At 31.5% G+C, this 20,797-nt stretch carries 19 protein-coding genes; 18 read left to right on the top strand and 1 reads right to left on the bottom strand.

Translation table 11 applies throughout. The annotated features are described in order from the left end of the window. Nucleotides 1-75: 75 nt before the first annotated feature. From acpP to J2Z44_RS00500, 14 genes are all read left to right on the top strand, one after another. Nucleotides 76-306, top strand: a complete 231-nt coding sequence (gene acpP / locus J2Z44_RS00565; RefSeq protein WP_021284690.1) for an acyl carrier protein — start codon at nucleotides 76-78, stop codon at nucleotides 304-306. A 228-nt stretch (nucleotides 307-534) separates the two neighbouring features. Beyond that, nucleotides 535-1,233: a ribonuclease III gene (gene rnc, locus J2Z44_RS00560; protein ID WP_021284691.1), complete on the top strand. Its 699-nt coding sequence runs from the start codon at nucleotides 535-537 to the stop codon at nucleotides 1,231-1,233. Then, nucleotides 1,226-2,293: an elongator complex protein 3 gene (locus J2Z44_RS00555; RefSeq protein WP_209649271.1), complete on the top strand. Its 1,068-nt coding sequence runs from the start codon at nucleotides 1,226-1,228 to the stop codon at nucleotides 2,291-2,293. Before rnc ends, J2Z44_RS00555 begins: the two co-directional genes overlap by 8 nt. 160 nt (nucleotides 2,294-2,453) lie before the next feature. Then, nucleotides 2,454-6,011, top strand: a complete 3,558-nt coding sequence (gene smc / locus J2Z44_RS00550) for a chromosome segregation protein SMC (protein ID WP_209649270.1) — start codon at nucleotides 2,454-2,456, stop codon at nucleotides 6,009-6,011. Nucleotides 6,012-6,047: 36 nt separating this feature from the next. Then, the gene (ftsY, locus tag J2Z44_RS00545) at nucleotides 6,048-6,959 is read left to right on the top strand and encodes a signal recognition particle-docking protein FtsY (RefSeq protein ID WP_021284698.1); all 912 of its coding nucleotides are present in this window, start codon (nucleotides 6,048-6,050) and stop codon (nucleotides 6,957-6,959) included. 265 nt (nucleotides 6,960-7,224) lie between these two features. Further along, complete coding sequence (locus J2Z44_RS00540; protein WP_209649269.1) at nucleotides 7,225-7,572, top strand: putative DNA-binding protein; 348 nt, start codon at nucleotides 7,225-7,227, stop codon at nucleotides 7,570-7,572. 10 nt (nucleotides 7,573-7,582) lie between these two features. Continuing rightward, a complete protein-coding gene (ffh, locus tag J2Z44_RS00535; RefSeq protein WP_021282617.1) occupies nucleotides 7,583-8,932 on the top strand; it encodes a signal recognition particle protein in 1,350 nt (449 codons plus the stop codon). Nucleotides 8,933-8,982: 50 nt separating this feature from the next. Then, on the top strand, nucleotides 8,983-9,225 hold the full coding sequence (rpsP, locus tag J2Z44_RS00530) for a 30S ribosomal protein S16 (protein ID WP_021282616.1): 243 nt from the start codon (nucleotides 8,983-8,985) through the stop codon (nucleotides 9,223-9,225). Between the two features lie 29 nt (nucleotides 9,226-9,254). Then, nucleotides 9,255-9,482: a KH domain-containing protein gene (locus J2Z44_RS00525; RefSeq protein ID WP_017414522.1), complete on the top strand. Its 228-nt coding sequence runs from the start codon at nucleotides 9,255-9,257 to the stop codon at nucleotides 9,480-9,482. A gap of 129 nt (nucleotides 9,483-9,611) precedes the next feature. Beyond that, entirely contained in the window at nucleotides 9,612-10,109 is a 498-nt protein-coding gene (rimM, locus tag J2Z44_RS00520; RefSeq protein ID WP_209649268.1) for a ribosome maturation factor RimM, read from the top strand. Beyond that, entirely contained in the window at nucleotides 10,106-10,831 is a 726-nt protein-coding gene (trmD, locus tag J2Z44_RS00515; protein ID WP_021282018.1) for a tRNA (guanosine(37)-N1)-methyltransferase TrmD, read from the top strand. The genes rimM and trmD overlap by 4 nt, the downstream gene beginning before the upstream one ends. A 111-nt stretch (nucleotides 10,832-10,942) precedes the next feature. After that, a complete protein-coding gene (gene rplS / locus J2Z44_RS00510; protein ID WP_021282017.1) occupies nucleotides 10,943-11,287 on the top strand; it encodes a 50S ribosomal protein L19 in 345 nt (114 codons plus the stop codon). Between the two features lie 278 nt (nucleotides 11,288-11,565). Beyond that, entirely contained in the window at nucleotides 11,566-12,507 is a 942-nt protein-coding gene (ylqF, locus tag J2Z44_RS00505) for a ribosome biogenesis GTPase YlqF (RefSeq protein WP_021282016.1), read from the top strand. Between the two features lie 28 nt (nucleotides 12,508-12,535). Then, entirely contained in the window at nucleotides 12,536-13,324 is a 789-nt protein-coding gene (locus tag J2Z44_RS00500; RefSeq protein WP_082206872.1) for a ribonuclease HII, read from the top strand. 362 nt (nucleotides 13,325-13,686) lie between these two features. Here J2Z44_RS00500 and J2Z44_RS00495 read toward each other — a convergent pair whose 3' ends face one another. Further along, nucleotides 13,687-14,058 carry a YraN family protein gene (locus J2Z44_RS00495; RefSeq protein ID WP_021282014.1) on the bottom strand — a complete coding sequence of 124 codons (372 nt, stop codon included), beginning with the start codon at nucleotides 14,056-14,058 and terminating at the stop codon, nucleotides 13,687-13,689. 398 nt (nucleotides 14,059-14,456) lie between these two features. On the opposite strand from J2Z44_RS00495, the gene J2Z44_RS00490 reads away from it, so the two are divergent. From J2Z44_RS00490 to codY, 4 genes are all read left to right on the top strand, one after another. Next, nucleotides 14,457-15,974: a YifB family Mg chelatase-like AAA ATPase gene (locus J2Z44_RS00490; RefSeq protein WP_209649267.1), complete on the top strand. Its 1,518-nt coding sequence runs from the start codon at nucleotides 14,457-14,459 to the stop codon at nucleotides 15,972-15,974. Nucleotides 15,975-16,138: 164 nt separating this feature from the next. Further along, nucleotides 16,139-17,245 carry a DNA-processing protein DprA gene (gene dprA / locus J2Z44_RS00485; RefSeq protein ID WP_021283324.1) on the top strand — a complete coding sequence of 369 codons (1,107 nt, stop codon included), beginning with the start codon at nucleotides 16,139-16,141 and terminating at the stop codon, nucleotides 17,243-17,245. Between the two features lie 362 nt (nucleotides 17,246-17,607). Continuing rightward, complete coding sequence (topA, locus tag J2Z44_RS00480; protein WP_209649266.1) at nucleotides 17,608-19,689, top strand: type I DNA topoisomerase; 2,082 nt, start codon at nucleotides 17,608-17,610, stop codon at nucleotides 19,687-19,689. A gap of 234 nt (nucleotides 19,690-19,923) precedes the next feature. After that, nucleotides 19,924-20,697 (top strand): GTP-sensing pleiotropic transcriptional regulator CodY, encoded by a 774-nt coding sequence (gene codY, locus J2Z44_RS00475; protein ID WP_021283326.1) that lies wholly within the window; start codon nucleotides 19,924-19,926, stop codon nucleotides 20,695-20,697. The last annotated feature ends 100 nt before the right edge of the window (nucleotides 20,698-20,797 follow it).

Below are 20,797 nucleotides of genomic sequence, written 5' to 3'. Positions count from 1 at the left end.
TAAAAAACAGTTGATAACTTATTAATAAGCTATTATATTTAAAGAGTAATGTAATAAATTAGGAGGATGAACAATATGTTTGAAAAAATCAGAAAAAGAATAGCAGACCAATTAAGTATAGATGAAGAGGAGATTAAAATGGAATCATCTTTTGTAGATGATTTAGGTGCGGATTCATTAGATATAGTTGAATTAATAATGGCCTTAGAAGAAGAGTTTGATATGGAAATACCAGATGAAGATGCTGAAAAAATAGCTACAGTTGGAGATGTTGTAGAATATATAAAAGCACGTGTAGAAGACTAATTTATAGGTTCCGTATTTTTGCGGAACCTTATTTTTAAGTTTATTCTTGAAGTTATTACAGTATAGTAAAGATTAGTAAATCTAAGGGATATTAAATACCAGAAAATTTAAGGTTACCAAGAAAAAATCTTTAACTTAAATAAAAGCTCATAGAAAGTTAAGAATAATGGATGTAGCTTTTAAGGTTAGTAGCTTGAAGAATAAACTTCTGGAAGGAAGTTAGTAAAAATGAACATTAGAAAAAGTACATTAGATTTGCAAAATAAACTGATGGTTGAATTTAATAATATTAAAATCCTTGAGACAGCCATAACCCATAGTTCCTATGCAAATGAGCGAAAGATGGAGTTCAATGAAAGATTAGAGTTTTTAGGAGACTCGGTTTTACAATTAGTCATATCTGAGTATTTATTTTCAAACACTGAGAATGAAACAGAAGGATATTTAACCAAGATTAGATCTCTTATAGTCTGTGAAAACTCTTTATTTCAAGTTGCTAAGACTTGGAACTTAGGAACTTACATTAATATGAGTAAGGGTGAAGAGCTTACAGGAGGAAGAACTAGGGTATCTATTTTGGCAGATGCAGTAGAGGCTATAATTGCAGCAGTGTATCTTGACAGGGGTTATACCGTAGTAAGAGAGTTTATTCTTAGTAATTTTAATAGCATCATAGAAAAGGCTTTTAAAAACGAGATTATAATTGATTATAAAACTAAGCTTCAAGAAATTCTTCAAAAGCAAGGAGAGGTATCTATAGTTTATAATTTGATAAAGTTTGAAGGTCCACCTCACAGAAGAGAATTCTATGTTGAAGTAGTTATAAATGGGGTTTCAAAAGGAAAAGGAGTAGGCTATTCTAAAAAGGAAGCAGAACAAAATGCAGCAAAGGAATTATTAATGACCAGAGGTGAAATACATGAGTAAAGTACATTATATAATACCAATCTTTGTTCCTCATGAAGGGTGCCCTCATACTTGCGTATTTTGCAATCAAGATAGTATTACAGGAAGCTGTTTTAGCATAGATGGGGCTTTTGTAAGAGACACCATTGAAGAATACTTAAAAACCATAAAAAAAGAAAATTCCATAATAGAAGTATCATTTTTTGGAGGAACCTTTACTGCTATAAATATTAATAAGCAAAGGGAATTATTAGCAGTTGCTAGGGAGTATAAGCAGTGTGGTAAAATTGATTATATAAGATTATCTACAAGACCAGATTATATTGATGAAACCATATTAGATAATCTAAAAGACTATAAGGTAGATATTATTGAGTTAGGCGTTCAATCTTTAGATAATGAGGTTTTACTAAGGTCAGGAAGAGGACATACCTCCGAAGATGTAACTAAAGCTTCAAAGCTTATAAAGGAATATGGGTTCACCTTAGGTCATCAAATAATGTTAGGGCTTCCAGGTGACAGGGAAGACAAAGATATTCAAACTACTAGAAGAGTTATAGCTTTAAAACCAAGTATATGCAGGATATATCCTTCCTTAGTTATTAAGGATACCCCTATGGAGGAAATGCTTAGTAAAGGTATATATAAGCCCTACAGCCTAGAACAAGCAGTGGATATTTCTAAGAAAGTTTACGGTATGCTTAGTGCAAATGGTATTCAGGTAATACGAATAGGATTACAACCTACTGAGGAGATAAACCATGGGGGGGATATTATTGAAGGACCTTTTCATCCTGCTTTTAGAGAATTAGTTGAAGGAAGTATATATTGTGATATAATCAATGAACAGGTTAAGTTTCATGGCTTGTGTGAAGAAGTTTGGATTAATCCAAAGGACATTTCTAAGCTTTATGCCAATAAAAAACAATACTTTAATCAGCTTTTAAAGGAACTTGAAATTAAAAAGCTAAAGGTAGTTCAAAGTGATGAAGTTGAGAGAAATATGCTAGGCTTTAAAGGGCTAGAAGCGGTTTATAAAGTTAAGGTTAATGAATACTTAGAAAGAAAGTATAGAATATAGACTATGAATTAAAATTTGAGGTGAGATTGTGAAAAATAAGAAGAATACAAAAGGTGCAAAAAGGGAAAAGATAGCTAAAATACTAGCTGCAGCTGTTTGCTTATTTATGATTTTAGGTATCTTACTGCCTGCAATAATTAGAGCTTAGGAGAGTGAATAAATGTTCTTAAAATCTATTGAGATAAGAGGATTTAAGTCATTTGCCGATAAAACTGAACTGAACTTTAAACAAGGGGTTACTGCGGTAGTAGGACCTAATGGCAGTGGTAAAAGTAATATCTCTGATGCAGTAAGATGGGTTCTAGGAGAGCAAAGTATAAAGAGTCTAAGGGGAGACAAGATGGAAGATGTTATCTTTGCAGGAACACAGTTTAGAAAAGCTGTAGGACTTGCGCAGGTTTCCCTTACCTTAGATAACTCTGATTCAGAGCTTCAAATAGAATATGCTGATGTTACTATTTCAAGAAGGTTGTATCGTTCTGGAGAGAGTGAATATCTTATAAACAATACTACTTGTAGACTAAAAGATGTACAAGCATTATTTATGGACACGGGAATAGGTAAGGAAGGATATTCAATAATAGGACAGGGAAAAATTGATGCAATTCTAAGTGGAAAACCAGAAGAACGAAGAAAGCTATTAGAAGAAGCAGCAGGAATAGTGAAATATAAGACTCGTAAGGAAGAGGCGGAAAAGAAACTTCAAAACACAGAAGATAATCTGGTGAGAATAGATGACATAATACATACTTACGAGGAACGGATAGAACCCTTAGAAAAGGAAAGTGAAAAGGCAAAGGCTTTTTTAAAGTTCTCTGAAGAGTTAAAAATAAATGAAATAAATATAATAATAGACTTCATAGAAAAAACTAAAAATAACATAAGTGATTTAAGTTTAAAAATTAAAAACGCAACTACTGCCATTGAGAGTGGCTTAAGAGAAAAAGAAGCTTTAAAGAAAGAATTAGATAGATGGAACAAAGAGCTTGAAGACTTTGATAATAAGATAGCGCAAGATAGGCAGCTTTATTATGACAATAAGGCTAATCATCAAAATATTTTATCAGAAATTAAGCTTCTAAGCGAAAGAATAGAAGGTATAGACAAAAATATACTGAGAATAGAAAACGATATTCAAGACTTCAATAGTAAGATAGAAGTTGAGAATGAGAGAATTGATGGATTAGAGTTACAGCTTTATACCCTAAAGGAACAGCAAAAGGATATTAATGAAGAAATTTTGAGGAGAGAGGAAGAAATAGATAAAATAAATGTAACTATATCCACGGAGTCCTCAAAATTAAAGGCTTTAGAAGAAAAGAAATCCAAACTTTCTAATGAGAAAAATACTTATACAAGTAATATAGGTATTATTGGTAACAATATGGAGCTTTTAAAAGCAACTATTGAAAATTTAAGAATTAATGCAGAAAGCTTTAATAATTCTATTACCATAAATAATGGAACAAAAGCTTCTTTACTTGGTGAAGTGGAAAGAGTTCAAGAAAAAGTTACAGCTTATGAAGAGGAAATAAAAGAAAATAAAAAGAACATTGGAAAGTTAAAGCATAGTTTGACCCTAAGTGAGAAAAAGCTAAAGGAGAAGACTATAGAAACAAACAGGCATGAAGCTAATTTAAATGCCCTTATAAGCTTAGAAAATCAATATGAAGGGTACAATAAATCAGTAAAAAACTTAATGCAACATATGAATAATGGTAGTATTAAAAACATTAAAGGTCATTGTTTTGTACTTGGAGAAATTATCAAGGTTACTCAAAAATATGAAACTGCCATCGAGATAGCCATTGGAGGAGCCATTTCTAACGTGATTACAGAGGAAGAGGAGGGCGCAAAGGTATTAATTAGTTATCTTAAAAGCCGCAATTTAGGTAGAGCCACCTTCCTTCCAATGAACATTGTAAAGGGAAGGGTTCTTCAGGTAGAACAAAATATAAAAAATAAACCAGGATATATAGGGATTGCTAGTGAACTTATAGAGTTTGAGCCTAAGTTTAAAGGTGTAATTGACTATGTGCTTGGAAAGACCATTATATGTGGCAATATGGATCAAGCTTTAGAAATTGCTAAGGCTTCAGGTTACAAACATAAAATTGTAACTTTAGAGGGAGAAATCATAAACCCTGGTGGAGCACTTACAGGGGGAAGCGTATACTCTAGGACTGCTAGCATTATAGGAAGAAAAAGAGAAATTGAGGAGTTAACTTTAAAGGTTAAGGAAAATAACGAAAAAATTGAAGCTCTAAGTGAAGAAGTGAAAATTTATAATGAAGACATTAAGAACCTTGACGAAAGAAACTTAAATTTAAGAGATGAAGTACATTTTGAGAGTATTGAAATTACGAAAATCCAAGGAAAAGTTAATTCTATTAGTGAAGACACGTTTAAGCTTAGTAAAAGTTTAGAGAAGGCTAATATAGAGCTAAATAATAGCCTAGACAAGTTAAAGGACTTAGAACTAAATATAGATGAGTGTAGTAAAAAATTAATTAAAATAGAAGAAGAACTTGCAGATATTGAAAGCATTTATGAATTGCTTAACAAGGAGGTAAAGCAAGGTTTAGATGTTATTGACAGCATAAAGAATAAACTCACAGATTTTAAGATAAAAAGAGCTCAGGTTGACGAAAGTTTAAATAATAAGATTATTGAGATTCAAAGACTAAAAAATGATATAGAAGGTTATAATCTTAAGATTGAAGAGTTAAGAAATGAAACTCATACTTATGATAAAACAAAGGAAATTTATAACCAAAGTTTAGAGGAAAATAGAGAAAAGACAAAAGAACTTTTAGAAATGTTAGAAGCCTTAGAAGAAAAATTTAAGGATAATGAAGTTGAGAGAATAAAGTTCAAGGAGCAAATTAATTTAGTTAATTCTAAAATTGAAACTTTAAACTTAGAGTTTGATAAAGTTGAGAAGGAATACCATAGACATCAAGTTGCTTTAGTTAAAATTGAAACTGAAGAGCAAGGATTTATGGAAAAATTAAATGAGGAATATGAGCTTACTTATGCTGAAGCCTTAAAGTATAAAATGGAAGTAGTAAACATATCTTCTCTTAAGGAAAAGGTACAAAACTTAAAAAGAGAAATCTCTGCTCTTGGAGTGGTAAATGTTGGAGCAATTGAAGAATTTAAAGAAGTTAAAGAAAAGTTTGAGTTCATGAGTGGTCAAAGAGCTGACTTAGTAAATGCCAAAGAAGACTTGCTAAAAGTAATTAGTGAGATGACAGAAAAAATGAAAGTAGTGTTTAGGGAGAACTTTGAGAAACTTAGAGCTAACTTTGATGAGACCTTTAGAGAATTGTTTAAAGGTGGAAGTGCAGATTTAATTCTTCAAGAAGGGGATGAATTAACTTCTAAAATTGAAATAAATGTAGAACCACCAGGAAAGAAACTTCAAAACATTAATCTAATGTCTGGAGGAGAAAAGGTTTTATCCGCAATAGCCCTATTATTTGCTATACTTAAGATGAAGCCAACTCCATTCTGTATATTAGATGAGATAGAAGCTGCTCTTGATGATGCCAATGTCATAAGATATGCTGAGTTCTTAAAAAAGTTTTCAAAGAATATACAGTTTATAGTTATTACCCATAGAAAGGGCACCATGGAAGCTAGTGATATGCTTTATGGAGTTACTATGGAGGAAAAGGGTGTATCAAAGGTAGTTTCTGTGAATTTAACTAGATAAGAATTTTTAATTTTTTTTAATAAAGGAGTGAAGTGTATGTTTGGAGGTTTTTTTGAAAAGCTTAAAGCAGGACTTTCAAAAACTAGAGATAGTATCAATGATGCAGTAACACAAGTTTTAAAGCTTGCAGTAAATATTGATGAGGACTTATATGAGGAATTAGAGGAGATTTTAATAACTAGCGATATAGGAGTAGAAACTTCTGTAGAAATTATTGAAAGACTTAGAGCAAAGGTTAAAGCTGAAAGAATAAAAGACCCTGCAGAAATTCTCCCTGCAATGAAAGAAGTAATTATTGAGATTCTTGGAGACTATGAAAATTCAATAATACCTGAGAAAACTCCTCAAGTTAAGCTAATCATAGGTGTAAATGGGGTAGGTAAAACTACTTCCATTGGAAAAATAGCAGCAAGGATTAAAAATAATAATTATAAGGTACTTCTTGCGGCAGCAGATACTTTTAGAGCTGCGGCCATAGACCAGCTAGAAATTTGGAGTAAGAGAGCCGGGGTTGATATAGTTAAACACCAAGAAGGATCAGATCCGGCCGCTGTAGTGTATGATGCAGTTCAAGCGGCTAAAGCTAGAAAAGTAGATGTATTAATTTGTGACACTGCAGGAAGACTTCATAATAAAAAAAATCTTATGGATGAACTTGGAAAAATAAACAGAATTATTGATAGAGAGTTTGAAGAGGCAGATAAGGAAACTCTGTTAGTATTAGATGCTACTACAGGTCAAAATGCGGTTATTCAGGCAAAACAGTTTATGGAAGTTTGTCCTATTGACGGTATTATTTTAACTAAGCTTGATGGAACTGCAAAAGGTGGAGTTGTTATTTCTATTAAAAACACTTTAAACATACCTGTTAAATATATAGGAGTGGGAGAAGGTGTAGATGATCTGCAGGAATTTAAAGCAAGAGAATTTGTTGAAGCTTTATTTTAGGCATTTTCAAAAAATAAATAAGTCAATCTGCTCGTCTATTTTGTGATATACTGCGTCAACAGAACCCTTAGATAGCCCCACTATCTGCGGAACCTGTTTTCTTGTCTGCACAAGCTTGCTTGTGAACACAAAATATCCTTCACATCTTGGACTTGTTATTTATTTTCAAATGCCTTAATTTATAAATTTATAGGGGTGTTAAGTAAAACTACTTGACACCATATATTCAATCTGTTAATATATCATTTGTGAGTGGGGTGATAATATGGAAAAAAGATTAGAGATATCCCTACTATTAGATTTTTATGGACCATTGCTTACAGAGAAACAAAGAGATATTATGGATTTATACTTTAATAATGATTTGTCTCTTTCAGAAATTGCAGAAAACACTAATGCTAGTAGGCAAGCAATTCATGATTTAATTAAAAGATGTGATAATCTTTTAATGGAATATGAGGAAAAACTTCATTTAATGGAAAGAGCCATAACTATAGAAAACTCCAAAAATAGGATTATTAACAGATTGAAGAATCTAGAAGAAACTTTAAGTAAAGAAGAAAATAAAGAAATAATCAACGATGTTATAAAAGACATCGCGGAGAATATATAGGAGGTTTATCATGGCTTTTGAAGGATTATCTTCTAAGTTACAGGAAACCATTAAAAAGTTAAAAGGCAAAGGAAAACTTTCTGAAAAAGATATTAAGGAAGCTATGAGAGAAGTTAAACTTGCACTTTTAGAAGCTGACGTAAATTATAAGGTTGTTAAAGACTTTGTAAAAATAGTTAGTGAAAAATGCCTTGGTAATGAGGTAATGGAGAGCTTAACTCCAGGTCAGCAAGTAATTAAAATAGTTAATGATGAGTTAACTACTCTTATGGGAACCACAGAAAGTAAACTGGAATTTGTTAATCATGGTATTACTGTAATTATGTTAGTTGGATTGCAAGGTGCAGGTAAAACCACTATGGCAGGAAAACTTGCGCTAAACCTTAGGAAAAATAATAAAAAACCTCTCTTAGTGGCAGGTGATATTTATAGACCAGCAGCCATAAAGCAATTACAGGTTGTTGGAAAGTCTATAGATATACCCGTGTTTACTATGGGAGATAAAATAAGCCCTGTAGATATTGCAAAAGCAGGAATAGAAAATGCAAAAGATAACGGCTGCAATGTAGTTATTATAGATACAGCTGGAAGACTTCATATAGATGAAGTACTTATGGATGAGCTAAAGCAAATCAAAGCTTCAGTAAGCCCATCAGAGATATTATTAGTTGTAGATGCAATGACAGGTCAAGATGCTGTAAATGTTGCAGAAACCTTTAATAATTCCTTAGATGTAACTGGTGTTGTTTTAACTAAGCTTGATGGTGATACAAGAGGAGGAGCTGCTCTTTCTATTAAATCCATAACTGGTAAACCAATAAAGTTTGCTGGTATGGGAGAGAAGATGACAGACCTTGAGGTATTCCACCCAGAGAGAATGGCTTCTAGAATTTTAGGTATGGGTGATGTGCTTTCTCTTATTGAAAAAGCTCAAGCAGCTATAGATGAAAAGAAAGCTCAAGAGCTTGGAAATAAAATGCTTAACCAAGAGTTTAACTTTGAGGATTTCCTTGAAACAATGAATCAAATGAAGAATTTAGGCCCACTAGGAAAAATTATAGAAATGATTCCAGGGTTCAATGCAAAAGAACTTAAGGGTGTAGATCTTTCTCAAAGTGAAAAGGAAATGGCAAAAATTGAAGCTATAATAAAATCAATGACAGCAGCTGAAAGAAAGAATCCAAATTTAATTTCTTCTTCCCCTTCAAGAAAGAAAAGAATTGCAAATGGTTCTGGAACCACAATTCAAGCAGTAAATAAGATACTAAAAGATTTTGAAAGTATGAAGAAGATGATGAAGCAAATGAAAGGTATGACTAAGCCAGGTAAGAAAGGTTTATTTGGAAAACTACCTTTTTAGAATATAAATATTGAGATATATAACTTAACCCTTTGAAGGAGGTGAAAAACATGGCAGTAAAAATCAGATTAAGAAGAATGGGTGCTAAAAAAGCTCCTTTTTACAGAATTATCGTAGCTGATTCAAGATCTCCAAGAGATGGAAGATTTGTAGAAGAGATTGGATACTACAACCCAACTACAGAGCCAGTTACTGTAAAAATCGATGAAGAAAAAGCTAGTAAATGGATAAAAAATGGTGCACAACCAACAGACACAGTTAAAAGACTTTTCAACAATGCAGGCATAAAATAGAAAAGTTCAATTGATTGGAGGCGCATTCCATGAAAGAATTACTTGAAATTATTGCTAAATCATTAGTTGATAATCCCGATTCTGTTCAAGTAAATGAAATTGCTGGTGAGCACTCAATAATTTTAGAATTAAAGGTTGCTCAAGAGGATATGGGTAAAGTAATTGGAAAACAGGGAAGAATAGCTAAAGCTATCAGAACTGTTGTTAAAGCAGCGGCTATTAAAGAAAATAAAAGAGTTGTTGTGGAGATAATATAAGAGTTAGGGATACCTAACTCTTATTTTGATATATTGAAGTTTTATCCTAATAAGATTTGGCTATACTATATAGAAGCGTTCTTCTAAGGTATAATAAAATATACATAATAAAAAAGGAGAAAATTTGTTATGAAAGAGTTTATGAGCGTAGGACAAATTTCTAAACCTCATGGAATCAGAGGAGAAGTAAAGGTAATTTCACTGATGGATAGTTTAGAAGAGTTTAGAGGGCTAAAAAAGGTATTTATAGATGGAGAGATAAGAGAAATTACCTCAGTTAAGCTTCAAAATGATAGGGCTATCTTAAAGATAGAAGGTATTGATACTGTTGAGATGGCAGAAAGGTATAGAAATAAATACCTTATGATAAATAGAGAAGCGGCTAAAGAACTTGAGGAAGGCACTTATTATATTGCAGATTTAATTGGATGTACTGTTGTAGATACTGAAGACAAGGAATTAGGACAGGTTTTTGATGTTATTCAAACAGGCAGCAATGATGTGTATTGGGTTAAAGGTAAAGGTAAAGAAGAAGTTTTAATTCCTGCCTTAAAGGATATAGTGGTTAGTGTAGATGTAGAAAATAGCAAAATAGTAATTAAACCTGTGCATGTTTGGTCAGAATGAAGATAGACATATTAACTTTATTTCCAGAGATGTTTCAAATTTTTAACCACAGTATCATAGGTAGAGCTCAAGAGAGTAGTTTGATCAATATAAGTGCTGTAAACATAAGAGATTTTTCCTTGAATAAACATAAAAAAGTTGATGACTACCCTTATGGTGGGGGGGCTGGCATGGTAATGCTAGCCCAACCTATAGTAGATAGTATTTTGGAAGTGAAAAAACGTAATAGGGGAAAAGTTATATTCTTAGGGCCTAGAGGAAAGACTTTTAATCAAGAGATAGCTAAGGAGTTAAGCAAAGAAGAAGAACTGATATTTTTGTGTGGTCACTATGAAGGCATAGATGAAAGAGCTTTTAAATACATAGATATGGAACTCTCCCTTGGAGACTTTGTTTTAACTGGAGGAGAAATGGCATGTATACCTATAGTTGATAGTATATGTAGGCTGATTCCCGGAGTTTTAGCAAGTGAAGAGAGTTTTAGTGAAGAATCTTTCTATAGTGGATTATTAGAGTATCCTCAGTACACTAGACCAGTAGAATTTCAGGGGGATACAGTGCCAGAGGTATTGATGTCAGGTCACCATGAAAATATAAGAAAATGGAGAAGAACTCAATCCTTAATTATTACTAAGGAGAGACGAAAAGATTTATTTGAAAGCTTTCAGCTAACAAAAGAGGATAAAAAGTTATTAGAGAACTACTATGGAAGAAAAAAATAATATTGCATAAGAAAAAATATTGTGATAAAATGGTCATTGTGCTAGTACGGGCGGTCCTCTGTCATAAGGTATGATTAAGAACGTCAAAATAATATTTAGGAGGGAATGCACATGTTAGATATAATAAGAGCTATAGAAGCAGAACAGTTAAGAAATGACTTACCAAAATTCAATGTTGGAGATTCTGTAAAAGTACATATCAGAATCAAAGAAGGAAACAAAGAGAGAATCCAAATTTTCGAGGGAACTGTTCTTAAGAGACAAAACGGTGGAGCTAGAGAAACTTTCACTGTAAGAAGAGTTGCTTATAATGTTGGAACAGAGAAAACTTTCCCAATAAACTCACCAGTTATCGAGAAAATCGAAGTTGTGAGAAGAGGTAAAGTAAGAAGAGCTAAGTTATTCTACCTAAGAAACAGAGTAGGTAAGGCAGCTAAAGTTAAAGAATTAATATAAGAAAATGGGACTCTCGAGTCCCTTTTTTTATTATATATGAAATTAAAAAATTTATTTAAAAATATAGGTAAAATATTGGAGTTCATGGAGAAGTTCAAGGGCTAAAGATTATAAGTTATGTAGATTTGTTCAAAAGACCATGTTACATGAATCCATTGGTACATATAAGAAAATTAATTTTAAATAAGCTGAGACAAAAATAATTAAATAGATTATACATATTTGAGATATAGTTAATAATATTAAGAAGTAAAAAACACCTAGGAGTGATGAAATAAATGAGTATAAATTGGTTTCCTGGCCATATGGCTAAAACTAGAAGAGAGATAAAAGAAAATTTAAAACTTGTAGATGCAGTAATTGAAATTAGAGACGCAAGGATAGCATATTCTAGCTCTAACCCAGATATACAAGAAATCTGTAAAGATAAGCCTCGCATAATACTTTTAAATAAAAGTGATTTAAGTGAGGAAAGTGTTACTAACCAATGGGTTAGAAAGCTATCTAACAGCTATACAAAAGTTTTATCTGTCAACTGTCTAACTGGAGCAGGATTAAATAAAATTAAACCAGCTTTAGATGAAATTCTTAAAGAAAAACATGATAGAATGAGAAGTAAGGGTATAGTAAACATAGTCACTAGAGTTATGGTAGTAGGTATTCCTAATGTTGGAAAGTCCACATTTATTAACAAAATGGCTAAGAATAATATAGCAAGAACAGGAGATAGACCAGGGGTTACTAAAAGTAAACAATGGATTAAAACTAAAATCGGAATCGAACTTATGGATACTCCAGGAGTTTTATGGCCAAAGTTTGAAGATGAAAAAGTTGGTCTAAACTTAGCTTTTACAGGGGCCATTAAAGACGAAATAATGGATGTTGAGGAATTAGCCTTAAAGTTAATTGAAAGGCTTCAAACTACTCACCCTAAAAGATTAATAGAAAGATATAAACTTAACTCCTTAGAAGAAATGCCAATAGATAATATGGATAACATAGGTAGAAAAAGGGGAGCTGTAATTTCTGGAGGAAACATTGATTATAATAGAGTAGCTGTAATGCTTTTAGATGAATTTAGGGGTGGAAAACTGGGATCAATATCACTAGAAGGACCTGATTTTGGTGAGGAGATAAAAGAAGAAGCAGAAGAGGAAACTAAAGGTGAAATAAAAGAGGCTATAAAAGAAGAAGTTAAAGAAGAGATGAATAATGAATAATTTAATTGTACTACAGAATATACAAAATATGAATTCAAATGAAATTAAAGCATTAATAAAGGAGTTTATGAATAGTTATTCAGTAAAAGATCATGAAGAACTATATTTAAAAGTTGCACAAACATTAAGTGAAGATAAAAGAAAGAATGTAAATAGTATGGGCAAATCTCTACAAAAGCAAGTGGAAAGCTATAAAAGTGAGGTTTTAAGAGTTGAAAGCCTTTATAATTTTGATAAGAGCTACGGCTATAAGCTGGTTGCAGGAGTAGATGAAGTAGGTAGAGGACCTCTTGCGGGGCCAATTGTTTCGGCTGCTGTAATATTAGATTTAAATACAGTGGATTTTATACTTCATATCAATGACTCAAAAAAACTAACTCCAAGCCTAAGGGAGGAGTTGAGTCAAATTATCAAAGAAAAGGCTTTAGCTTATAGTATTGCAGTTCTTGATAATGAGGAAATTGATAAAAGAGGCATAGGCTTTTGTAACAATGAAGTGTTTAAGCTGGCTATAGATAGACTTAAGGTTAAACCAGAATTAGTATTATCTGATGGATATGCAATAAAAGGTTTTGCTTTGAAGAATGAGTTTGTAATAAAGGGAGACACTAAGAGTGCTTCAATAGCATGTGCATCGATTTTAGCTAAGGTTTATAGAGATAATATGATGAAAGAATACAGTAACGCTTATAGTGAGTATGGCTTTGAGCATAATGTGGGTTATGGAAGCAAGGATCATGTAGACGCAATTAAAAAGTATGGAATTACTAAAATACATAGAAAGTCCTTCTTAACTAAAATTTTGAGTAATGAGTAGATTTATATAAAATTTAAATTAAACTTATACTTTTTATAAAATCAGGGATAGGTATTATAATCATCCCTGATTTTTTTATATTCTTTAAAATTAATATTTATTAAATTACAATCACAATTTAAAAGAAAAATAATTCTATTGTAATTAGTATCTAAAAAAGATTAAAAAAAGTATTGTGAAGAATATTAAGCTATGGTGGAAGTTCTAAAGTCGCTGTTTAAACTGTACTTATTTGTTCTTTAAAACCTTAGCGGAAATAAATGATGAATCATATAGGACTTAACTTCTAATTTTTATCTCAGTTTAAGGAAGTAGTTTATATATTTAAACTTACAAGTATATGAAACTTTTTACTTGTTTAGTTAAGAAACTTGAAAGGCATCCTTAATTAATTTAATTGAATAGTTATCATCCTCATTATTTAGTATTACCTCTATAACATCAAATCTAAAACTAAATTTATGAAGCTTTTTCTTTAAAATGTAAAACTGGGCAGTCTTATTAATTTTATACTGTTTTAAGTTAGTTACACTTTCTCCGGGGCTGCCATAAAGAGAGCCATATCGAGTCTTAACTTCAACAAAACAAATATACTTATTATCTTTGGCTATAATATCAATTTCACCTATTTTGCACTTAAAGTTTCTTTCGAGAATTGTGTATCCCATCTCCTTTAAATAGTTTTCAGCAATACTTTCACCGTAAGAGCCTATGCTTTTATTTAATACACCCATTGAACCATCCTTTCTTATGGTTACAAAATTAGTTTCCCATAATATAATATTAAAACAAGTCCATGTAAGTTTCAAGAATAAATTCCATAATATGTATTGAATTTTGGTATCTTTGCTACTTACCTATTGTAAAAACATAATGTTTACTAATTTAAATTTGTAGGTTTATACAATTTATATTTGGCAATAATTACGTTATAAGGAATCTGAAAATAAATAACAAGTCAAATATGTGAAGGATATTTTGTGTTCACAAGCTTGCTTGTGCAGACAAGGAAACAGGGTCCGCAGATAGTGGTGCTATCAAAGGGTTCTGTTGACTCAGTATATCACAAAATAGACGAGCAGATTGACTTATTTATTTTTTGAAGATGTCTAAATGTAAGAAAGGTGATATTATGGCAATACAAATATTATGTGCCACTTTTTTTGGTGTTGAAGGAGTAATAGTTAATGTAGAAATAGATATTTCTTATGGTCTACCAACATTTAATATAGTTGGATTAGGAGATGTAGCAGTAAAGGAATCTAAAGAACGGGTAAGAGCTGCCATAATAAATTCAGGCTTTGAATTTCCAGTAGGAAGAATAACTATAAATTTGGCTCCTGCAGCTTTAAAAAAAGAAGGTTCCCATTTTGACTTACCAATAGCCATAGGACTTTTAGTTGCTACTGATCAAATATCAGTAGAGAGTATGGAAGGGTATTTGTTTATGGGGGAATTATCTTTAAATGGACATTTGAAAAGGATTAAGGGGGCTCTGCCTATCATTATTGAAGGAGTTAAGCATGGAATCCATAAATATATAATTCCAGAAGAAAATATTGAGGAGTGTAGCATTGTAAAAAATGCAGAGGTGTATCCCTTAGAAACGTTAACTCAAGTAGTGAATTATTTAAAATACAAGGATATGATGCCTCATAAAGTTAATAAGGAATTTAAAAGCATAGTCAATGAACTAGATTTTAGTGAAGTTATAGGACAAGAAGCTACAAAAAGGGCCCTTGAAGTCGCAGCAGCAGGAAACCACAATATTTTATTGCATGGAGCTCCAGGCTCTGGTAAAACAATGCTAGCTCAAAGGATAATTTCTATACTTCCGGAACTTACTTATGAGGAGTCCTTAGAGGTTACAAAAATTTATAGTGTTAGTGAAGGCGTTGGTAAGACAGGACTGATTAATACAAGACCTTTTAGAAATCCTCACCATACAATAACCTCCATAGCGCTTATAGGAGGAGGACGGAATCCAAGTCCGGGAGAAGTTTCCTATGCTCATAATGGAGTTTTATTTTTGGATGAAATATTAGAGTTTAATAAAACCTGTCTCCAGGTTCTAAGACAACCTTTAGAAGAAAAAGAAGTTAAGCTTTCAAGGGTAAGTGGAACAATAAAGTACCCAGCAAATTTCATGCTAGTAGGTGCCTTAAATCCTTGTCCTTGTGGTTATTTTGGCACTAATGTGAAGAGCTGTAAGTGCTCAGACTATGAAGTTAAAAAGTATGCTTCTAGGCTTTCGGGACCTATTCTTGATAGGATAGATATTTTTTCTTCGGTAAATCCTATATCCTACGAGGAAATAAATAAAAGAGCCTATGGAGAAAGCTCAGAAGATATAAGATTTAGAGTAAATAAAGCAAGGAAGCTCCAGAGAGAAAGATTTAAGGGGGAGGGAATAAGCTGCAATTCACAAATGAAGGAAAAACATCTTAGAGAGTACTGTCAGTTAAATGATAAATCTAATAGGGTGTTAGAGCTAGCTTTTAAAAAATTTTCCTTAAGCACTAGAGCTTATAGTAGAATACTTAAGGTTGCTAGGACCATTGCAGATTTAAATGAAAAGGCTAAAATAGATGAAAAAGATATAATCGAGGCTCTTCAATATAGAAAGTTCATTGATGAAAGTATTATTTAATTTATAGTACAAAAGCCGAAGTATAGATGCTTTGTATTTTTAAACATAAAGAGAATTGGTATCAGAATGAGGGAGTCTTTTATCTTATAGGTAAAATATAAAGCTTATTGAGTTAAGTTAATGTAGTTCATAAATTAAAACGTTATTTTATGGAGAGGTATGATATGGAAATATTAAAATTGTGGTTTTCGATTGTTGAATTATCAACCACAATCAAATTAAAGCTGTTAAATGAGTTTGAAAGTGTTGAAAATATAAGAGAATTTGTAATCACACATAAAAATATTAACTATGAAGATAATAAGGTATTAAGTAGGCTCACTAAAGCCTATGATTTACCAAAGCTGTATAATCTTTTAGAAAAAGTTGAAAAAGAAAACATAAATATGAGTACAATAGGCGAGAAAAATTATCCGCAAAGTTTAGAGTTATTAGATGATGCTCCCTATACCCTTTTTTATAAAGGTGATATTTCTAGACTTAATAATAGCACAAACGTAGCTGTAGTGGGATCAAGAAGATGTACACCTTATGGAAAAGATATTACAAAGATAATAACAAAGGAAATGGTTAATAGTAACATAAATGTAGTCAGTGGTATGGCTAAGGGCATAGATTGCATTGCGCACAAAACGGCTATAGATAATAAAGGATATACTGCAGCTGTGTTAGGCTGTGGAGTAGATGTTGTTTATCCAAGGGAAAACAATAACCTTTATAATGAAATAATTTCCTGTGGAGGGTGTATAATTAGTGAATTTCCACCAGGTACCACTCCGCGACCTATGTATTTTCCTATTAGAAACAGAATAATTAGTGGGCTTAGTAAATTGATTATAGTTGCAGAAGCAGGTGAGAAAAGTGGGTCTCTAATAACAGCCACTAGAGCTTTAGAGCAAGGTAAAGATGTATTAGCAATACCTGGGTCCATATTCTCAGCGGAGAGTAAAGGGACAAATAAGTTGATTAAAGAAGGGGCTCATGTATTTACAGGAGTTGAGGATGTTTTTCAGATATTAGGAGTACAAAGAGATAGAAAAAATAAAAGCATAAATAGCAAAGATAGCATTGGAAATAATAATAAAAACAGTAGAGTTTTAAATGAAATATATAAGGTTATAGATAATAATCCTATACATATAGATGATATAATGCGATTAACTAATGTTGACATAAAACAATTATATGAGTTATTATTTGAAATGCAACTAAAAGATGAAATACTATGCTTAAGTGGTAACTTTTATGTAAGAGTTAATAAAAGTATTTAAAGCTAAATTTTTAGAATACAATTTTATTATATAAGTTCTAGAGTTACTAAGAAAGTAAGGAGTGCCATATAGAAGTAAAGTATTGACTGCATATACTTGTATATGGAAAAATAAAGCTAGTAAAACTAAGTTCTTAAAAAGGTTTAAACTAATGAGTAATAAAAACTTGCATTAATTGATAAATATGTATACTATAAGTGTTGAAAAAATATGAACATTTATTTAAATATTAAAAAAAACATCCATATAAAGCATGACTTAAGATATATTAGTATTTTAGGTTGTATAGATAACAATTAAGAGCAAGGTATAAACCAAATAAAGTAAATATATATAAAGCATAAACTGCTGGAGGGGATAAGATGGGTCAGAAACTAGTGATAGTTGAATCACCAGCTAAAGCAAAAACAATAAAAAAGTATTTGGGTAAAAATTATATAGTTGAGGCGTCCATGGGGCATGTAAGAGATTTACCTAAGAGCCAACTTGGTGTTGATATTGAAAATAACTATGAGCCCAAATATATAACTATTAGGGGAAAAGGCGAATTATTAGATAAATTAAAAAAAGAAGCCAAAAAAAGTGAGAAAATTTATTTAGCAACGGACCCTGATAGAGAAGGAGAAGCTATATCTTGGCATTTAGCTAAGGTTTTAAAGATTGACGAAACAGATAAATGTAGGATTGAATTCAATGAAATAACTAAAAACGCAATAAAAAATGCAATAAAGAGCCCAAGAGCAATAAATGAAAATGTATTTAATGCTCAACAGGCAAGAAGAGTTTTAGATAGATTAGTTGGATACGAGATAAGTCCTATTTTGTGGAGAAAAATAAAGTGGGGTTTAAGTGCAGGAAGGGTTCAGTCAGTAGCTCTTAGAATAATTTGTGATAGAGAACAGGAAATTAATAAATTTATTCCTAAAGAGTATTGGACTATTGAGGGAAAAATGCATAAAAAAGGAGAAGTTAATGCTTTTCTTATAAAACTTCATAGTAAAGATGGTAAGAAAATTGAAATAAGTACTGAAGAAGAGAGCAATGCAATAATTAAAGAACTAGAAAGTAAGGACTTTGTAGTAAAAAGTATTAAAGCTACTGAAAAAACTAAGAATCCACTACCACCTTTTACAACTAGTACTTTACAACAGGATGCATATAGAAAAATAAACTTTTCTACTAAGAAAACAATGTCTACTGCACAACAACTTTATGAAGGAATAGAGATAAAAGGATTTGGAACAGTAGGTTTAATTACTTATATGAGAACAGATTCTGTGAGAGTATCTGATGAAGCTCAACAAGTAGTATCTGAATTTATAAAAGATATCTTCGGTGAAAAATACTTACCTACTTCAAAAAGAATTTATAAGGGTAAAAAAAATGCTCAGGATGCTCATGAAGCTATAAGGCCTACTCATTTTGAAATTACCCCTGAAATTGCTAAAGGAAGTTTAAATAATGATCAGTATAGGCTCTATAGCTTAATATGGAATAGGTTTGTGGCAAGTCAAATGGCTTCTTCAATTATAGATTCTACTACTATAAATATTGATAATGGTCCCTATGGTCTAAAAGCATCGGGTTACAAGGTTAAATTTGATGGATTTACTAAAGTTTATGCTGTAGAAAGTGAAGAAGAAGATGAAGCAGTTAAACTTCCAAAGTTAGAGGAAAATGAAATTCTAATTAAAAAGTCTATTGAAGGAAAACAGCATTTTACTCAACCGCCTGCAAAATTCTCGGAAGCATCTTTGGTAAAAACTTTAGAAGAGAATGGAATAGGAAGACCAAGTACCTATGCACCAACAATTTCTACTTTATTAGATAGAAAATACGTAGAAAGAAATAAAAAAGTTTTAGAACCTACAGAGCTAGGCTTTATTGTAAATAACTTGATGAATGAATACTTTAAACAGATTGTAGACGTAGAATTTACAGCAGATATGGAAGATAAGTTAGATAGAGTGGAAGAAGGAAAAGAACAATGGAAGGATATTGTTAATAATTTCTTTACTCCATTAAAGACAGCTATAGATATTGCTGAAAAAGAAATAGCTAAAATAACTATTGAAGACAAAGTATCTGAAGTAAAATGTGATAAATGTGGAAGATTTATGGTTATTAAGCAAGGTCGATTCGGAGATTTTCTTGCCTGTCCTGGATATCCAGATTGCCAAAATACAAAGCCAATAGCTAAGGAAGTTGAAGCTCCATGTCCAAAGTGTGGAGGAAAGGTACTAGAAAAGAGAAGTAAAAAAGGTAAGACTTTTTTTGGATGTGATAATTATCCAAACTGCGACTTTGTAAGTTGGCATGAACCAAGTAGAGAAAAATGTCCAAATTGTGGAGAAATCATGTTGAAGAGATATTCTAAAGCAAAAGGTGATTATTTAGAGTGTAGTAATAAAGAATGTAGGTATAAAAAATTAATAAATGGTTAATAAATAATTATAAAAGAAAAAACTAAATATTAATTATGGCACAATATGTCGAAAAATAATATAATTTTGTTGAAATTGGAATAGTACTATGGTATTATTAGTTGTGGAAAACACAATTCTAAAAATTTTCAATTACACAAATGTTTTGAATTGTTGCCGAAAGTAAGAATGATAGTTGAAAATTATTATAGAGAAAGAATTATTACCCAAATAAGGAGTATAGGAGGAATTTAAGTGTCACTATTAGATAAAACTAGGAAATTAAATAAGATATTGCAAAAGTCTGGTACTGAGCCAGTAGTATTTGATGATATCTGCCAATTATTAAGTGATGTGCTTGACTGTAATGTTTACATAATAAGCAGAAGAGGAAAAGTTTTAGGATATAATTTATCAGGCGGATTTGAGTGTGATGAAGTTAAAAATGAAGTTCTAGACGGAATGAGATTTCCAGAGAGCTATAACGGCAAATTGTTAAATGTGGATGAAACTAAAGCAAACCTAGCAAGTAAAGGGATTTGTGTTTTTGAAAATGGTAAAGATTGTGGTTTAGATAATAAGCTAACTACTATTGTGCCAATTAACGGAAATAGAGAAAGATTAGGAACTTTACTCTTATCTAGATTTGGAACTTCTTTTACAGAGGATGATTTAGTTTTAGCTGAATACAGTGCAACTATAGTTGGAATAGAAATTTTAAGATCAAAGGCTGAGCATATTGAAGAAGAAGCTAGAAAGAAAGCTATAGTTCAATTGGCGATAGGAACTCTTTCTTACTCAGAGCTTGAAGCAGTAGAGCATATATTTAACGAATTAGAAGGCAGCGAAGGATTATTAGTTGCTTCTAAAATAGCTGATAAGGTTGGAATAACAAGATCCGTTATTGTTAATGCTTTAAGAAAGTTTGAAAGCGCAGGAGTTATTGAGTCAAGGTCTCTTGGAATGAAGGGAACACACATAAAGATTCTAAACGACAAGCTAATGGATGAATTAAATAAATTAAAATAGTTTATTGAAAATAAGTGGGGGCAATCCCACTTATTTTTTTGTGAAAAATATTATATAAATTTGAAAATAGGTATAAAAAAAGGAAATATGTCTAAATTAA

The sequence above is a fragment of the Clostridium punense genome, assembly GCF_017874425.1.
GTDB classification, from domain to species: Bacteria; Bacillota; Clostridia; order Clostridiales; family Clostridiaceae; genus Clostridium_J; species Clostridium_J punense.
This window is presented reverse-complemented; position numbering and strand designations above follow the sequence as displayed.

What these genes read in the sequence shown, in the direction of transcription:
- dprA (WP_021283324.1), top strand. Translation starts at nt 16,139, where the DNA reads ATGGAAATATTAAAATTGTGGTTTTCGATTGTTGAATTATCAACCACA.
- rplS (WP_021282017.1), top strand. Translation starts at nt 10,943, where the DNA reads ATGTTAGATATAATAAGAGCTATAGAAGCAGAACAGTTAAGAAATGAC.
- rimM (WP_209649268.1), top strand. Translation starts at nt 9,612, where the DNA reads ATGAAAGAGTTTATGAGCGTAGGACAAATTTCTAAACCTCATGGAATC.
- rnc (WP_021284691.1), top strand. Translation starts at nt 535, where the DNA reads ATGAACATTAGAAAAAGTACATTAGATTTGCAAAATAAACTGATGGTT.
- ftsY (WP_021284698.1), top strand. Translation starts at nt 6,048, where the DNA reads ATGTTTGGAGGTTTTTTTGAAAAGCTTAAAGCAGGACTTTCAAAAACT.
- J2Z44_RS00525 (WP_017414522.1), top strand. Translation starts at nt 9,255, where the DNA reads ATGAAAGAATTACTTGAAATTATTGCTAAATCATTAGTTGATAATCCC.
- J2Z44_RS00495 (WP_021282014.1), bottom strand. Translation starts at nt 14,058, where the DNA reads ATGGGTGTATTAAATAAAAGCATAGGCTCTTACGGTGAAAGTATTGCT.
- topA (WP_209649266.1), top strand. Translation starts at nt 17,608, where the DNA reads ATGGGTCAGAAACTAGTGATAGTTGAATCACCAGCTAAAGCAAAAACA.
- J2Z44_RS00490 (WP_209649267.1), top strand. Translation starts at nt 14,457, where the DNA reads ATGGCAATACAAATATTATGTGCCACTTTTTTTGGTGTTGAAGGAGTA.
- J2Z44_RS00555 (WP_209649271.1), top strand. Translation starts at nt 1,226, where the DNA reads ATGAGTAAAGTACATTATATAATACCAATCTTTGTTCCTCATGAAGGG.
- ffh (WP_021282617.1), top strand. Translation starts at nt 7,583, where the DNA reads ATGGCTTTTGAAGGATTATCTTCTAAGTTACAGGAAACCATTAAAAAG.
- rpsP (WP_021282616.1), top strand. Translation starts at nt 8,983, where the DNA reads ATGGCAGTAAAAATCAGATTAAGAAGAATGGGTGCTAAAAAAGCTCCT.
- J2Z44_RS00500 (WP_082206872.1), top strand. Translation starts at nt 12,536, where the DNA reads ATGAATTCAAATGAAATTAAAGCATTAATAAAGGAGTTTATGAATAGT.
- ylqF (WP_021282016.1), top strand. Translation starts at nt 11,566, where the DNA reads ATGAGTATAAATTGGTTTCCTGGCCATATGGCTAAAACTAGAAGAGAG.
- J2Z44_RS00540 (WP_209649269.1), top strand. Translation starts at nt 7,225, where the DNA reads ATGGAAAAAAGATTAGAGATATCCCTACTATTAGATTTTTATGGACCA.
- smc (WP_209649270.1), top strand. Translation starts at nt 2,454, where the DNA reads ATGTTCTTAAAATCTATTGAGATAAGAGGATTTAAGTCATTTGCCGAT.
- trmD (WP_021282018.1), top strand. Translation starts at nt 10,106, where the DNA reads ATGAAGATAGACATATTAACTTTATTTCCAGAGATGTTTCAAATTTTT.
- acpP (WP_021284690.1), top strand. Translation starts at nt 76, where the DNA reads ATGTTTGAAAAAATCAGAAAAAGAATAGCAGACCAATTAAGTATAGAT.